The 16,011-nt window shown below is 40.5% G+C and carries 14 protein-coding genes; 11 read left to right on the forward strand and 3 right to left on the reverse strand.

Annotated features, from left to right (window positions below):
• Position 1: 1 nt before the first annotated feature.
• The 6 genes from LV85_RS22465 (at position 2) to LV85_RS12310 (ending at position 4,562) form a co-directional block, all read left to right on the forward strand.
• Positions 2-118 (forward strand): FeoB-associated Cys-rich membrane protein, encoded by a 117-nt coding sequence (locus LV85_RS22465; protein WP_111319826.1) that lies wholly within the window; start codon positions 2-4, stop codon positions 116-118.
• Positions 119-169: 51 nt separating this feature from the next.
• Positions 170-1,639 carry a lipopolysaccharide biosynthesis protein gene (locus tag LV85_RS12290; protein WP_111319828.1) on the forward strand — a complete coding sequence of 490 codons (1,470 nt, stop codon included), beginning with the start codon at positions 170-172 and terminating at the stop codon, positions 1,637-1,639.
• Between the two features lie 505 nt (positions 1,640-2,144).
• Positions 2,145-3,065 (forward strand): universal stress protein, encoded by a 921-nt coding sequence (locus tag LV85_RS12295; protein WP_111319830.1) that lies wholly within the window; start codon positions 2,145-2,147, stop codon positions 3,063-3,065.
• A 109-nt stretch (positions 3,066-3,174) separates the two neighbouring features.
• Positions 3,175-3,723: an RNA polymerase sigma factor gene (locus LV85_RS12300; RefSeq protein ID WP_111319833.1), complete on the forward strand. Its 549-nt coding sequence runs from the start codon at positions 3,175-3,177 to the stop codon at positions 3,721-3,723.
• Between the two features lie 34 nt (positions 3,724-3,757).
• Positions 3,758-4,117 (forward strand): hypothetical protein, encoded by a 360-nt coding sequence (locus LV85_RS12305; protein ID WP_111319835.1) that lies wholly within the window; start codon positions 3,758-3,760, stop codon positions 4,115-4,117.
• 4 nt (positions 4,118-4,121) lie between these two features.
• A complete protein-coding gene (locus LV85_RS12310; RefSeq protein ID WP_146260470.1) occupies positions 4,122-4,562 on the forward strand; it encodes a hypothetical protein in 441 nt (146 codons plus the stop codon).
• A gap of 32 nt (positions 4,563-4,594) precedes the next feature.
• On the opposite strand, the gene mscL is transcribed toward LV85_RS12310, so the two are convergent.
• Positions 4,595-5,014 carry a large-conductance mechanosensitive channel protein MscL gene (gene mscL, locus LV85_RS12315; protein WP_111319839.1) on the reverse strand — a complete coding sequence of 140 codons (420 nt, stop codon included), beginning with the start codon at positions 5,012-5,014 and terminating at the stop codon, positions 4,595-4,597.
• A 186-nt stretch (positions 5,015-5,200) separates the two neighbouring features.
• Here mscL and LV85_RS12320 point away from each other — a divergent pair, with 186 nt between their 5' ends.
• From LV85_RS12320 to pfkA, 3 genes are all read left to right on the forward strand, one after another.
• Entirely contained in the window at positions 5,201-7,243 is a 2,043-nt protein-coding gene (locus LV85_RS12320; protein ID WP_111319841.1) for a S9 family peptidase, read from the forward strand.
• 93 nt (positions 7,244-7,336) lie between these two features.
• Entirely contained in the window at positions 7,337-7,708 is a 372-nt protein-coding gene (locus LV85_RS12325; protein WP_111319843.1) for a methylglyoxal synthase, read from the forward strand.
• Positions 7,709-7,711: 3 nt separating this feature from the next.
• Positions 7,712-8,698 (forward strand): 6-phosphofructokinase, encoded by a 987-nt coding sequence (gene pfkA, locus LV85_RS12330; protein WP_111319845.1) that lies wholly within the window; start codon positions 7,712-7,714, stop codon positions 8,696-8,698.
• A gap of 224 nt (positions 8,699-8,922) precedes the next feature.
• Here the strand turns inward: pfkA and LV85_RS12335 are convergent, their stop codons facing one another.
• Both LV85_RS12335 and fbaA read right to left on the reverse strand, forming a co-directional pair.
• Positions 8,923-10,497: an alpha-amylase family glycosyl hydrolase gene (locus LV85_RS12335; RefSeq protein WP_111319847.1), complete on the reverse strand. Its 1,575-nt coding sequence runs from the start codon at positions 10,495-10,497 to the stop codon at positions 8,923-8,925.
• A 409-nt stretch (positions 10,498-10,906) separates the two neighbouring features.
• Positions 10,907-11,968, reverse strand: coding sequence for a class II fructose-bisphosphate aldolase (gene fbaA / locus LV85_RS12340; RefSeq protein ID WP_111319849.1), 1,062 nt, complete (start codon positions 11,966-11,968; stop codon positions 10,907-10,909).
• Positions 11,969-12,330: 362 nt separating this feature from the next.
• Between fbaA and LV85_RS12345 the strand changes: the two genes are divergently transcribed.
• Entirely contained in the window at positions 12,331-13,362 is a 1,032-nt protein-coding gene (locus LV85_RS12345; RefSeq protein ID WP_111319851.1) for a LacI family DNA-binding transcriptional regulator, read from the forward strand.
• Positions 13,363-13,545: 183 nt separating this feature from the next.
• A complete protein-coding gene (locus LV85_RS12350; RefSeq protein ID WP_111319853.1) occupies positions 13,546-15,984 on the forward strand; it encodes a glycoside hydrolase family 31 protein in 2,439 nt (812 codons plus the stop codon).
• The last annotated feature ends 27 nt before the right edge of the window (positions 15,985-16,011 follow it).

Consider the following 16,011-nt stretch of genomic DNA (forward strand, 5'->3'; position numbering starts at 1 on the left):
TATGTGGCAGCAAATCCTAGTTGGAATCATTGTATTGGCAGCTATAGGCTTTTTGGTGAAAAAATATTTCTTCAAATCAAAGTCTAGTTCCGGTTGCGACAAGTGTGCAAAATCTTGATTTTTGCTTGAAACACAGTCTTATTAACAGTTTTTTGATACTTTTAAGCTCATGGGCAAAGTAGCCAGTCAGAGCATTCAAACCACCATTTTTTCGTACCTGGGAGTTGTCATAGGATATGTCAATGTATTGTGGCTTTATCCCTATGCATTAGATGCATCTCAATTAGGTACTTTTCGAACGATTCAGGACTTGGGCTTACTGTTTGTTCCATTTGCTCAACTAGGCGTTGGGCATGGAATCACACGCTACTTTCCTCAACTCAAATCCAATCAATCTGCTTTTTTGAGTTATGGCTTAGTATTTTCTTTAGCTGGTTTTGCGGCTGTCAGCTCTATTTTCCTAGGTTTCAAAACACAGATAATTGAGCTGTTTGCAGTGAACTCGCCTGAAGTGATTGACTTTTTTGGGATCGTATTGCTGATCACCTTATTCGCTTTACTTAGTAGCATTCTTGATGCCTATAGCCGTTCCTTTCTGAAAATAGCTGTTCCTACCCTAGTACGAGAAGTTTTTCTTCGCTTGCTCACAGGGATTCTGGTAGGATCATATTTGCTCCAATGGATCTCTTTCCCGCAGGTAATGCAAGGATTGGTAGCTGTTTATGGTTTTGCCTTGCTAGGCGTTTTAGTCTATTTATTGTGGCTTGGCGTGCTCAAACTGGATTTCAGATGGAACACTTTCCCTAAGGGATTCAGGAGTTCCTTTATCCAGTTTAGCCTAATTACCTTCTTGGCTACGGCAGCTTCCACCTTAATAATGAAGATTGATAGTATCATGGTTAGCTCTATGATCAGCCTAGAAGCCAATGCGATCTACACGATTGCCTTTAGTATGGCGCTAGTGATAGAATTACCTCGGCGAGCGATATCACAAGTGGTGATGCCAGTCATCGCTGATCACTTCAGCAAAGGCAATCACGAGGAAATCAACAAGCTTTACAAACAGGTCTCCAACCGACAACTGTACATCTGTCTGTTACTATTCATAGGTATAAGCGCTAATCTAGACTCCTTGTATTACTTCATTCCAAACCGTGAAATCTACGAAGCAGGCAAGCATGTAGTCATTTTGATAGGACTAGGAAAACTCTTCGACGTAGTTTTCTCTGTGAATTCTGAGATCCTTGTTTTCTCTAAGCATTACCGATTCAATCTTGTCGCAACCATCGGCATGAGTATATTGATAATTGGCTTGAATTACCTGCTTATCCCTATTTATGGGATCGAAGGCGCTGCTATGGCCTCCGTGGCAGTGATGTTCTTATTCAATCTAGTGAAGTACCTGTTTCTCAAAATCAAACTAGGCTTCGATCCTTTTTCAACAGAAACAATAAAAATAATTGTTGTAGGGTCTATCGCTTATAGCCCTACAATTGCAGGCTCATTTACCCTTTCTCCTATTCCCAATATCATAGTAACCAGTTTAATTGTTCTTGGTTTCTATTGGTTTTGGTCAAGATTGATTGGTGTAGGAACAGAAGAATGGAACTGGGTAAGGAATAGGTTAAAACGAAAATAACCAAGGAGAAAGGATGTAAAAAACGCTTTGAGTATGATAAGATCAAAAAAAATGTCCGAGTCTTAGAGTGTTGCAAACCTCCTACTTGACAAGATTTGAGCTGCCTGTTAACCGCAAACTTCCACTGTTATCCTGACTCTTGCGAGACGAGGCCCCGATAGCTATCGGGGTGAGGCCTGTTTTTGGGAAGAGCTTCACTCGGTAAATATGTAATTTGTGAAGTTTGAACATGTCGACGACCCGGACAGTACAAATATACGATTTATTACACTGCAGGTTGGCGAAATTGAAGGATGATTCCGATAATGTATACTGAAGCTGGTGAAAAACAGTGGAGCTCAACAGCTTATACCAGAATATTATTTCAGAAAAATCCTTTATCCAGAACCTTTAAAGTACGCATAAGACGAATATCGGGATTATTCCAAATAATATTTCAAGAAAGTCCTAAACTTATATTCTAATTACTCTTAAATTTGCATCTCAAAACCATTGGCGCTTTATTATGTATTTGATTAAAAAAATGGTCGTTTGCCTTGATCAGACTACGTTAGATCAAACATTGATTCAACATGCAGCTTTTATAGCTCAGGTCAATCAAACCAAAAAAATATACTTTGTAAATGTGATTAAGAATCTCAGCATCCCTAAAGAGGTGCTGGAGGAATTCCCTAATTTGGTGGAGAACATGATCAATGAAAGGCAGGAAGCCATGGAATCTATGGTCAATGAGCACTTCAAAAATCCAAAAGGAATTTCTTTGAATTACATCGTCAAGGAAGGTTCTATATCAAAGAAGATTTTAAAGCTTGCCGAGGAAAAATCGGCTGATATGATTTTGATTGGGAGAAAAACCCAGCTTCCAGGTACTGGAGTTGCTTCATCTAGATTAGCCAGACGTGCAAGCTGTTCCCTACTTATCGTCCCTGAAGGCTCTGTTACTAAAATGCACCGTCTGCTGGTACCAAGTGATTTTTCAGATTATTCCAAAGACGCATTAGAAGAAGCAATAATGATTGCTGAGAAACATGGTGGACTAGAGATTGTTTGTCAGAACGTATTTACTGTACCAGCTGGCTATCATTACACCGGTAAGAGTTATGAGGAATTTACCCAGATCATGCGCATGCATGCCGAGATAAATTACAAAAAATTCATTCGTAAAATCGATACCAAGGGCAACAAAATCATACCTGTTTATACCCAGGACGTCAACGATGATCCCGTGGAAGAAATCGTAGCTAAGGCTAGGGAAATCGAAGCAGATGGGATTATCATAGGTGCAAAAGGTCGTACAGCTGCCACAGCATTATTTATAGGAAGTATGGCGGAGCGATTGATCCAATACAATGAAAGTATCCCTTTATTAGTGACCAGACCAAAAGGAAAAAATGCAGGTATTCTGGATTATATCCTTGAAATCTAAGACCAATCCATTCCCCCTATCAATATTTTTTCACCTGTAAATCAAGACTTAAGATGCATTTTTTGATGCTGCTATAAACCCTTTTCTATAAATTGGGTCTAAAACTAGAATGAAGCAAAACGGTGACCAGGAAATCCTACAACTCATCCAAAACCCCAGTACTAGGGAGATGGGTTTTAGGCAGCTGATCTTGGCTTACCAAAAACGAGTATATCATGTGATCAGAAGAATGGTTTTGATTCATGAAGATGCAGATGACATCACCCAAAACACCTTTATTAAGGCACATCAATATATCGACAAGTTCCAGGGGCAATCAAGTCTATTCACATGGTTATATAGGATTGCAACCAATGAATCCCTGACCTTTCTAGAAAAGAAGAAAAAGCGTAATTTCTTCTCCATTGATGACCATCAGGAGAAATTGGAATCCTATATTGACCAACCTGGAAATATAGACGGAGATGAAATCCAGCGAATACTCCAAAAAGCATTACTTACACTTCCTGATAAGCAAAGACTTGTGTTCCATTTGAAATATCAGGAAGAACTTACTTATGAGGAAATGTCTGAAATTACTGGCACCAGTATTGGTGCTCTCAAGGCTAGTTATCATCATGCAGTGAAAAAAATCGAACATTCCTTATCCCTTGAATAAACTATTGACCATCAACCCAGTCTAAACTTATATCATGCAAAAACTTCCGAAAATTCAGGATTTCAAGGAGCCAGAAGGTTATTTCGAACAACTTCCCGACCAAATAGTAGACAGGCTCACACCACAAAGGACTATTCAATGGATGCGATACGCTGCAGCAGCTGCTGTTTTGGTGGTAAGCTTAGGCATTTGGCAGTTCAACACTACTGATTCACAATTCGAAATGCTGACCATGGACGAGGAAGTTGACTTATATATCGAAAGTCAGTATTGGTCTGCCGAAGATGTCCTCAGCATGGTGGACAATCCGGAAGAAATTCTAGACCAGATCATAGCAGAAGAAATGGTATACGAAGTAGATGTAGTGGATGAAAATGATCAAAATTGGTATTAAGCATATGAAAAAATATACACTTATAGTCCTCATGTTTTTTGTCGCGATAGGAACGAGCCTTGCTCAGCGTCCCGATGAAAACTATGATCGTGAAAAACTAGAAGCTGCACGCGTAGCTTTTATCACAACTAGATTAGATCTAAAGCCAGAGCAGGCGCAAAAATTCTGGCCAATTTTCAATGTCTACAATGACTCGAGAGAGAAAAATCTCAAGGAAATGTCGCAGTTAGGCAGAGTAAAAGACGTCAAGCTAAGTGAAGATGATGCAAAGTCAAGAATTCTTAAAAAGTTTGAAATCGAGCGAAAAATGATTGTAGATGAAGAGAAATTCGTCAAAGACCTATCCTCAGTATTAACATATAATCAAATCCTACAGTTAAATGGATTGTCCAGGGAATTTGCCCGACACATCTATCAAAGACGAAGGGATGATGACAAAAAATAAAAAAAGCGGCTTAACAGCCGCTTTTCTGATGTTTAACCTTTTTTCAGTAGGTCTCTTATTTCTTCTAGTAACACTTCTGATTTTGGTGGTGCAGGCGGAGGAGCTGGCGCTGCTTCTTCTTTCTTTTTCATAGAATTTATTCCCTTCACAGCCATGAAAATCACAAAGGCTACGATTATAAAGTCCACTACATTCTGAACAAATACACCGTAAGTTAGCAATACGGGCTCAGTGACCACCTCACCAGCAGCATTTGTCACTCCTTCTTTTAGTACTATCGCTAAGTCAGTGAAACTTACACCTCCTAGCATCACTCCTATTGGAGGCATGACCACATCTTTGACAAAGGAGGAAACAATTTTACCGAAGGCTCCACCAATAATCACAGCTACAGCCAGATCGACTACATTGCCTTTGACAGCAAACTCTTTAAACTCTTTCAGTAATCCCATACGTTTTTGGTTAATGGTTGAAATAATTAATGAATATTTCAATAAATATGCTTCAATCCAAGACCTATAGTTATTTCTGCAACAATTTATTGTCTAAAAATTTTATTTGAGCTCCTATTTTCCATCCCAAAAGAGAACTCAAGGCCCATTTTTTTCCTTAACATTGCAAGCTTAAATACTCAACAAATGCAGGCACCCAAAGCCAAAAAGATAGCTCAGCTCTTAGAAACACATGGTCATCAGCGTACTGACAATTATTATTGGATGCGCGAACGCGAAAATCCTGAGGTCATTGACTACCTAAATGCTGAAAACGAATTTCTAAAAACAAGCCTTAAGTCCACGGAAGAATTTCAAGAGAAATTATTTCAAGAGATGAAAGGAAGAATCAAGGAAGACGACGAAAGTGTTCCTTATCTCAAATCCGGATATTACTGGTATGTCAAGTACGAAACTGGTGGAGAATACCCTTTGTACTGCCGCAAAAAAGGAAGTCTTGATGCTACTGAAGAAATATTCCTTGATGTCAACTTGCTAGCAGAAGGCAAATCCTATTACCAAGTAGCAGGCACTGCTGTCACATCCGATCTGAAGACGCTTGCTTTTGCAGCTGATGAGGTTGGAAGAAGGATTTATAAGATTCATTACAAAGATCTAGAAACAGGAGAAATCCTCGCAGATCAGATTCCAGCTATTACGGGGAATTTTGCCTGGGCGGAAGACAACCTGACGCTCTTTTACACTAAGCAAAATCCTGAAACACTTAGATCTTACCAAGTCTATTCGCATAAGCTAGGCAGTTCTACTGAAGAAGATATCCTGATCTATGAGGAAAAAGACGAGGAGTTTTCTTGTGTCGTCCACAAAACCAAATCCAAACAATACATACTTATTCATTCCGAAAGCACTATTTCTTCGGAAATAAGATTTCTGGATGCTAGCAATCCTACCGGAGAATTCACCTTACTTCAAGCAAGAATTCCTCATTTGGAATATGCGGCGGATCACTACCAAGATCATTTTTGGATCAAGACAAATCGCGATGCTCAAAATTTCAAATTAGTAAAAGCACCAATTGCTGCTCCCCAATTAGAAAACTGGGAGGATGTGATACCACATAGAGAAACTGTTCTGCTTGAGGATTTTGATATTTTCTCCGACTTCTTGGTCGTGCAGGAAAGGTCAAATGGCTTGTGCAAAATCAATATCAAACCTTGGGATGGTTCCGCTGGACATTCCTTGGAATTTGAGGATGAAACCTACACAGCCTGGATCAGTACCAATCCTGAGTTTGACACCCCTATCCTTCGCTTTGGCTATAATTCCCTTGTAACTCCTGCTAGTAGCTATGACTATCACATGGTGACTAAGGAGAAAACCTTACTCAAGCAGCAAGAAATCGTGGGTGGCTACGATGCTTCCGCATATACCTCAGCCAGAATTTGGGCCAAAGCTTCTGACGGAGTCATGGTACCAATTTCTCTTGTTTACAAAATTGATACATTCTCTGCAGATGGTAACAACCCCCTGCTGCTCTATTCCTATGGATCCTACGGCTTCAGTATGGATGCCTATTTCTCTAGCAGCCGCTTGAGTTTACTTGACAGAGGCTTTGTCTTTGCGATAGCGCATATCCGTGGTGGCGAAGACCTTGGAAGAGTATGGTATGAGGATGGGAAATTGCTCAAAAAGCGCAACACCTTTACTGATTACATAGCTTGTGCGGAGCACCTGATAGCTGAGAAATACACCACAGCTTCTCACTTATATGCCATGGGAGGAAGTGCAGGTGGACTGCTTATGGGTACTGTGATGAATTTGAGACCCGATCTGTTCAATGGGATTATAGCAGCAGTACCTTTTGTAGATGTGGTGACAACCATGCTTGATGAAAGTATACCGCTGACAACTGGAGAATTTCAGGAGTGGGGAAATCCTAAAAACAAGGAATACTACGAGTACATCCTCTCCTATTCCCCTTACGACAATGTAGAAGCAAAGGCATATCCAAATCTACTCATCACCTCTGGATTGCACGATAGCCAAGTTCAGTATTGGGAACCTACCAAATGGGTGGCAAAACTCAGGGAATTGAAAACGGATTCTAAACTTCTTTTCCTACATACCAATATGGATGCAGGGCATGGAGGGGCTTCTGGAAGATTCAATTCTTTGAAAGAGCTCGCCTTAGAATATACATTCTTGTTTTATTTGGAGGAAATGGTCTAATCGGACCATTTGATAGCGTTTAAATAACATAAGTCAACTGATCAGGGAAGGAATTTTTCCTAACTTTGAATAAACCTATTACACTACAGTCTAATGAAAATTGCTCTTATAGCCCATGACGGTAAAAAAGCCGACATGGTACATTTTTTAAGTGGATTCCGAGAAAGACTTCTCCAAGCAGATGTGGATTTGGTAGCTACAGGCACCACTGGATCGCATATAGAAAAAGCTGGATTTGAAGTTCACAAATTACTTTCTGGCCCCTACGGTGGGGATGCTCAGATTGCTGCGATGGCAGCACAGAAAGAACTCGCCATGGTTGTATTCTTCCGTGACCCACTTGATAAGCATCCGCATGAGCCGGATGTACAAATGCTAATGAGGATATGTGATGTGCACAATATCCCTTTGGCAACCAATCCGGCTTCGGCCGAACTAATGTTTAAAGCCTTTACTCAAACCTAAAAAATGGAAGCTAAAACCATTAAAAAAATTGGTGTTCTAACTTCTGGTGGAGATTCGCCAGGAATGAACGCCGCAATCCGAGCCGTAGTACGCGCCGGGTTGTATTACGATATAGAGATGTACGGAATCTACCGCGGTTACGAAGGTATGATTCTCAATGATATCAAAAAGCTGGAGTCCAGGCATATCACCCATGTGCTTGAACGCGGTGGAACATTCCTGAAATCTGCAAGAAGTGCTGAATTCAGAACTCCTGAAGGCCGCCAAACAGCCTACAACAATCTGCAAAGCCATGGTATAGATGCCCTTGTGGTCATCGGTGGAGATGGTTCCTTGACTGGCGCTCACCTGTTCTTCAAGGAATTTGGGGTTCCTGCTATTGGACTTCCAGGCACTATTGATAATGACCTTTCTGGCACAGATTCCACCATTGGTTTCGACACCGCTTGCAACACAGCTATTGAGGCCATTGATAAGATCCGTGATACTGCCACTTCTCACGATAGACTTTTCTTTGTGGAAGTGATGGGTAGAGATGCAGGATTCATTGCGATCAATGCCGGCATTGGTAGTGCTGCTGCTGCGATACTTATTCCTGAGAAAAAAATGCCTATCGAGCACCTGATAGATAAATTAAAAATCAGAACCAAGGCTAAAAAAGCATCCAATATTGTGATCGTAGCCGAGGGTGGAAAAAGTGGTGGAGCTACAGAAATTGCCTCAATGGTGAAAAAGCATCTTCCTTATTACGATATCAAAGTCACCATCCTAGGGCACTTACAGCGTGGTGGTTCACCTAGTTCTTATGATCGACTCCTTGCTTCCAAACTTGGTGTAGCGGCTGTAGAAGGCCTACTACAAGGGAAATACGACGTAATGGCTGGGCTTATCAATAATAAGGTGGTCTACACTCCTATCAAGAAAGCTATCGTCGATGACAAATCTGTCGATGAGGATGATTTCAGAGTAGCAAAGATTCTATCTACTTAATCCATTCAAACCTTTGAGCTTTTGAAAAGCTCGAAAGTTTTAAACTTACTAACCTTTGAGTCCTGATTCATATCAGAGCTCGAAGGTTTTTTTTGGTTTAGATAGGCATAGCTAAGCTGAGGGCTTGTCAATAATATTGCGCCTAGCAAATGAATAAGGGGTAGTAAACCTAGAATGGATGATATTTTCAAACGGATTGCAAATCCTACAATACAGATTTGAGATTACAAACCTCGAATAGCGTCACCTTGCTTCCCTAGCACTATACTCGAATTTTTACCGAGAGTGATTTTTCTTCCACTAGAATTCACTTCTCCCAAGGAATATATTTCTGTTTCAAAACCAGTTGAAACTTCTATTTCTATTGCTTCTGCTCCTACATTATGGTAAACCAAAAGCTCTTGCTCTCCGCTTTTCCTCAAATATGCCATGATTGCCTTAGGATAAGTTTCCTCGGTTAACTGCAGGTTGCCGATAGCTATGCCCGGATGTGAGTTCCTAAGGGCTATCAACTTTTTGTAATGATTGAAAAAGCTATCTGGGTTGTCCCGCTGCAAAGCTAAGGGCGTAACCGTACCGTCATTAGAATACTTAGGCGCTATCCATTTGGTTCGCCCAGCATCTTTCTCGCTCACATCCCATAGAAAAGGCTCTCGAATATGCTCATCTGGTTTCAGTCCTAGCATCCCTATTTCTTCTCCATAGTAGATATATGGTGCTCCAGGCATTGTAAGGAGTATTGCACTTGCTTGTTTATACTTCTGCGGATCTGAACCTAATTCATTGAGCAATCGAGGTTGATCATGGTTGGATGAGATTGTAGCATCTATGAAACTTGGGGTAATACCCTGGTAGAAATCAAGGATGTCTTTCTGCTTCTTAACCAAAAGCATCCCATCTTCTTGATTCAATGCTTCAATCAAAGTATAATGAAAATCAAAATTAAATAGTGCTGGCAAACCTGGAAGATAGGGAGCAACTATCTCCTTCTTGTCATAGACCTCTCCCACCAGATACACATCTGGTTTGATTGCCTGCATTTCCGCTCTAAACTCTTTCCAAAATGCATGGTTGTCGAGTTGCCTATCATCAGGGAAAATATGCTTTGCCGCATCCAATCTAAAGCCATCAACTCCTACTTCTTCCAGCCAGAACTTTCCTATGTCATAAATTTCTTGACGAACTTTTGGATTGTCAAAATTCAAATCTGGCATTCCTCCATAGAAAAACCCATAATAAAAGTCCTCTCCATTGCCCGGATCATGCCACTGACGGATATTATCACTGTCCAATGTAATTACTTTTTTGTTTAAGAAATCTGCTATGGTATCCTTTTGTGCCCAGACATAATAATCTCTATATGGATTGTCCCGGCCTTTTTGGGACTCCAGAAACCAGGGATGTTCACTACTGGTGTGATTGATAATAAGATCAATCACGATTTTTAGATCTTTCTTGTGAGCTTCTTGGAGGAGTTCCTTGAAATCCTCCATGGTGCCATAGTCAGGATGAATGGCTTTGTAATCCGTCACATCATACTTATGATAACTTGGCGAGGGCATGATGGGCATAAACCAGATCGCATTAGCCCCTAATTCATTGACATAATCAAGCTTTTCGCTGACTCCTCTAAAATCTCCAATTCCATCATCATTGCTATCATAAAATGACTGAACAAAAATCTCGTAGGTCACTCCAGCTTGAGGCCAATAGTTTTTCACGGATGGTGAGGACAAGTTATCACAGGAAGAAAGTAAGGCTATTCCCACAAGAATGGAGGTTATTTTGAGTTTTTTCATTTCAACATAACTTTTTATTAGAGAAAAAGATTATTCTAAAATATACTTACTAAGACTATTTCTTGCTGATCACAAGCTATTTTTTACTGCGCCATCTTTACGTGAATGTACTCTAGTTCAGCTTTTTACTAGCAGAATCCACCTAAATACTAACCCTGCTTACCTTTTTGCAGAGCCAGCCTACCATTTGACTGGTCCAACTCAGCATTTTGCAAACTCGGTTTACCTTTTTACTATGCGAGGCTAGCTAATTACTAGCTAAGGTCACCTTTTGCTGATCCAACTTACCTTTTTGCAGAGCTAATTCAATCTCATGAAGCAAAGTACTTTTTGATCTATAGCAGGTTTCCTGTAAAAAAGAAAAAGTCACCCTCTCAGGTGACTTTTTGAATTATGAGTGCAAGTGAAATTAATTTCTATTCACCGCATTAAGCATGTCAAAAGCAAGCTCAAGACGCTTCACGAAATTCTCTTCGCCTTTACGCAACCAGTTTCTTGGATCGTAATATTTCTTATTTGGGCTATCTGCGCCATCTGGGCTACCCAGTTGAGTCTGTAGATATGCCTCGTTCTTTTTGTAGTTATTCAAAATACCTTCCCAGAATGCCCATTGCATATCTGTATCGATATTCATCTTGATAGAACCGTAGCTATTTGCTTCTCTGATTTCCTCTACTGTAGATCCTGATCCACCGTGGAATACAAAGTTCAAAGGCTTACCAGTCAAACCATGCTTCTCTTTGATGAAGTCCTGAGAGTTCTTCAAGATGATTGGCTTCAAACTTACGTTTCCTGGCTTGTACACACCGTGAACGTTACCGAAAGCAGCAGCAATTGTGAATAGATCTCCGATTTCTTTCAAGTGCTCATAAGCATAAGCTACTTCTTCAGGCTGAGTATAAAGCTTAGAAGAATCGATGTCTGTATTATCTACTCCATCTTCTTCACCACCTGTTACGCCCAATTCGATTTCGATCGCCATATCAAGCTTCTCAAATTCCTTGAAATACTTACAAGAGATCTCTACGTTTTCTTCCAAGGGCTCTTCAGAAAGATCTAGCATGTGAGAGCTATACAATGGTCTTTTGTGAGTCGCGTGGTATGCTTTACCTGCATCTAGAAGTCCATCGATCCATGGCAATAATTTCTTAGCCGCATGATCTGTATGCAAAATAACCGGCACACCATATGCCTCAGCCATCAAATGGACGTGATGCGCACCAGAGATACCACCGGCGATACTTGCTTGCTGCTTATCGTTAGCTAGAGATTTTCCAGCAAAAAACTGTGCTCCACCATTTGAGAATTGGATGATCACAGGAGAGTTTAATTTCTTAGCAGTCTCCAATACCGCGTTCACCGAGTTGGTGTTGATTACATTCACTGCTGGCATTGCAAACTCATTCTCTTTTGCGTAGGCATAAAGATCTCTAAGTTCCTCACCGTATTTTACTCCAGGTTTAAATTTCATATCGTATTAGGTTTGTTTAATTCAAATTAAAGCGCCTTAATAGGCCTCGATTTTTAACGTAGAATTCAAAGATATAAATCCCTTACTTATAATTACCCACATCCAATTCTAAAATATCCTTCTGATAAGCTTTTCGCTCTTCGCAATCGATTTCAAAACAGCAGATTTTGATAAATTGATTAAGTAGAATTTATTTCCGGGGTTAACAATTCGAATCGCTATCAATTTCCCTTCAAAATCTCGTTGATAAAGCTTCTCTTCAGTGAAATCATCTTCGGAATTCTAATACGATTTCAACAAGAAATCTATAGCTTAGAGATATGTCAAGTTTATTTCTAATCTATTTTTTATACTTGTAGAACATGAAACTAGGTCAAGCTACCATTAAGGATATCGCACGTGAGTTAAATTTATCCGCCTCTACTATTTCCAGAGCACTCAAAGATTACCCTGGCATAAGTGACGAAACTAAGCGAAAAGTAAAAGAAGTGGCTGAGAAAATGAATTATCGGCCCAATGCAATTGCCTTGTCGTTACGGCAAAGTAGATCTTTTACAATAGGCGTGATCATCCCAGAAGTTATACATTTTTTCTTTTCTACCGTGATTAGTGGAATAGAAGAAGTCGCCAATTCTAGAGGGTATAATGTGATACTTTCCCAATCCAATGAAAAACTAGCGCGAGAAATTTCTAGTATAGAAACCATGCTCTCCAATCAAATAGATGGGGTTTTGGTGAGTTATTCTAAAGAGACGAAGAATTTTGATCACTTCACCAAATTGCTCGATCAAGGATTCCCCATTGTGTTCTTTGACCGAGCACCTGCTATCCCTGGCGCCATCAATGTGATGGTAGATGACTACCAAGGATCCTTCGATGCTACGGCACACCTAATCAGTCAAGGATATAAAAAAATAGTACATCTCGCTGGTCCACAAACACTGAAAATCAGTATTGACAGAGAAAAAGGGTATAGAGAAGCCTTAGAAAAAAATGGGATCAGAGTAAATCCAGCTTATATAATTACCTGTCCTTTGGGCACATTGGAGGAAAGCAAGGAACTGGTAACAGAGGCACTCAACACACTCCCAGATCGCCCGGATGCATTTTTCTCCTGCAATGACATAGGCGCTGTCGGCGCTATAATGGCTTGTCGGGATGCTGGCTTGAAGATACCTTTGGAAGTTGGAATAGTAGGTTTCTCAGATTGGCAGTTTTGCTCAATGCTAGACCCTCAGCTTTCGTCAGTCGCTCAGCCGGGATCATTGATGGGAGCCAGAGCCACTGAGATTCTGCTCGATATTATTGAGAAAAAGCTTGATCCCAAAACGATGGAGCAAACCCTGATTTTGGAGACAAAACTGATGGAAAGAGATTCTTCGAAAAGATTTTAAAAAAAAAGTCAGATTTTTTTCTTCAAAAAGTGCAAACGTTTGAATAGGGCTAATTTTCAAATCAAGGCACATCATTTTTTTTTCAGATGCTGAATTCTTGGTCTATAGCCGAATACAGGATTTTTATGCTTCAGTTTTGGTTCTAAATTACTTGTGCATACTACGCTTAAGAGCTGCAAAATCATGACCCATAACCTCCCTGATTCAAACCGAAAAACATCTTCTTCGCGATATCTTCCAATAGGCAGAATCGAAAATTGGAAGAAAACCGCTGATGGTTTTTTAGCCTCATCTGAGGTAGCTCAACTTCAAATCACAGTGGTTAGAGGCGGCATCATCCGGGTTCAAGCATCTAGAAACACATTCTTTGACCCTAACCCTTACTCTGTAGTCGCACCAGCTGAATCTGTTGATTTTTCCTTAGAGGAAATAGAAGATGCAATTCATCTCAAAACAGCAGAAATACAGTTGCAGATGGAGCTTGTAAATGGAATATGTTCATTCTTTGATAGCACAGGCAGCTTACTCAATAAGGATGATGCTCTCGGAATATCATGGATAGGCACTGAAGTGACTTGTTATAAGGAACTTCAAGCCAATGAGAAATTTATTGGGCTCGGAGAGAAAACTGGAAATCTCAATCGCTCAGGAAGAGCCTATACGAATTGGAATACAGATTATTTCGGATACGGAATCAATGACGATCCGCTCTATGCCAGCATTCCTTTCTATATCGGATTGTTGGAAGAAAAAGCCTACGGGATATACTTTGACAATACGCATAAAAGCGTATTTAACTTTGGCGCATCCACAGATCGCTTCTCCTATTTCAATGCAGAAGATGGCGACTTGGACTATTATTTCATTCATCAACCTACTGTTGCCGGGATTATTAGTAGCTATGCGGATTTGACCGGAAAAATGAAAATGCCTCCCAAATGGGCACTTGGTTATCAGCAATGCAGATATTCCTACTACCCAGATAGGGAAGTGCTGACCCTAGCAAATACTTTCAGAGATAAGAATATGCCTGCTGATGTAATCTATTTAGATATACATCATATGGAGGAATACAAGGTTTTCACCTTTGATGGTGAAAAATTCGCTGATCCAAAAGGGCTTATCTCCAGACTCAAAGAGAAAGGATTTCGAGTAATAGTGATCCTAGATCCAGGTATCAAAACCGAGGATGGCTATATCCCCTATGAGGAGGGGAAATCCCAAGGGCTCTTTGTCAAGTATCCGGATACGCAGGACTATGTGGCGCAGGTCTGGCCTGGCTACTGTGCTTTCCCAGATTTCACTAATCCAGCGACGCGTAAGTGGTGGATGGAAAAAATGGAATTTTACACAGAAGCTGGCGTAGATGGTTTCTGGACAGACATGAACGAACCAGCTTCTTGGGGTCAGTTTACACCCAATCTAATTGAGTTTGATTACGATGGAAATACTTCCTCACACCGCAAAGCTCGGAATATTTATGGCATGCAAATGGCCAAAAGCACCCATGAAGGATCACTCAAAAACTTACCCAATCAGCGCCCATTTGTATTGACAAGATCAGGCTTTGCAGGTGTGCAGCGCTTTGCAGCTCTATGGACAGGTGACAATGTCTCTACCGAGGAGCATATGCTAGCTGGAGTGCGTCTGGTCAATAGCCTGGGCTTAAGTGGAATCCCTTTTTCAGGATATGATTTAGGAGGATTTGCTGGAGAGGCAACCCAATCGCTCTATGCCAGATGGATGAGTATCGCAGCATTTTCACCGCTCTTCCGAGCGCATACCATGATCAATAGCAACGATGCCGAGCCTTGGGCATTTGGCGAAGAAGTGGAAGAAATCTCCAGAACCTACATGAACTTGCGATACAAACTGCTTCCTACTTTGTATAGCAGCTTTCGTAAGAGCAGTCAAACTGGTCTACCCATTGCAGCAAGTCTAGCGATAGCCTATTCCAATGATCCACTGGTATTTCTACCAGCCTATCAAAACCAGTATTTATTCTGCGATTCCTTTTTGATAGCACCAGTAGAAAGTTTTAAGGAAATCATGAAGGTCTATTTACCAGAAGGAGATTGGTATTATTTTTTTACCGATCAGCCTTTAAAAGGAGGTAAAGTGATATACCAAGATTGTCCTTTAAACAATCTCCCTGTCTATGTCAAGGCTGGAAGTATCCTGGCTTTGCAAAATACCGTTCCTCACACAGCTGCTGAGAATGATGGGATTCTGAGTATTCACCTTTACGCAGGAAATGAAGGCTCTGAGTATATCCACTATGAAGATGATGGTCTAAGTTTCGATTTTGAATCAGGAGAATATTACGAACGAATTTTTAGATTTTCAGCCAGTGACCAGAAGTTATCTATCAATGAAGCGACGGGGAATTTTTCCAGTCAATTTGATAAGCTGAGGATTTACTTCCATGGCTTCACTACTGATACCATCATTTTGGGGGATGAAAATATTAGCCTTGAACAAAAGAGTTTTGCATTTTTAGATAAATTGACTGAGTTTGATCCTTTACCAGATTTGAACTATCCACATTTATCCATTCCGAAACTAAAATACCTAGACATAAAATTGCAATCTGAGAAAATGGAAATAGCGGGGCTATTTTAATCTAAAAGTCTCAACCCATTCTTTAAA

The sequence above is a fragment of the Algoriphagus chordae genome (assembly GCF_003254055.1).
GTDB lineage: Bacteria > Bacteroidota > Bacteroidia > Cytophagales > Cyclobacteriaceae > Algoriphagus > Algoriphagus chordae.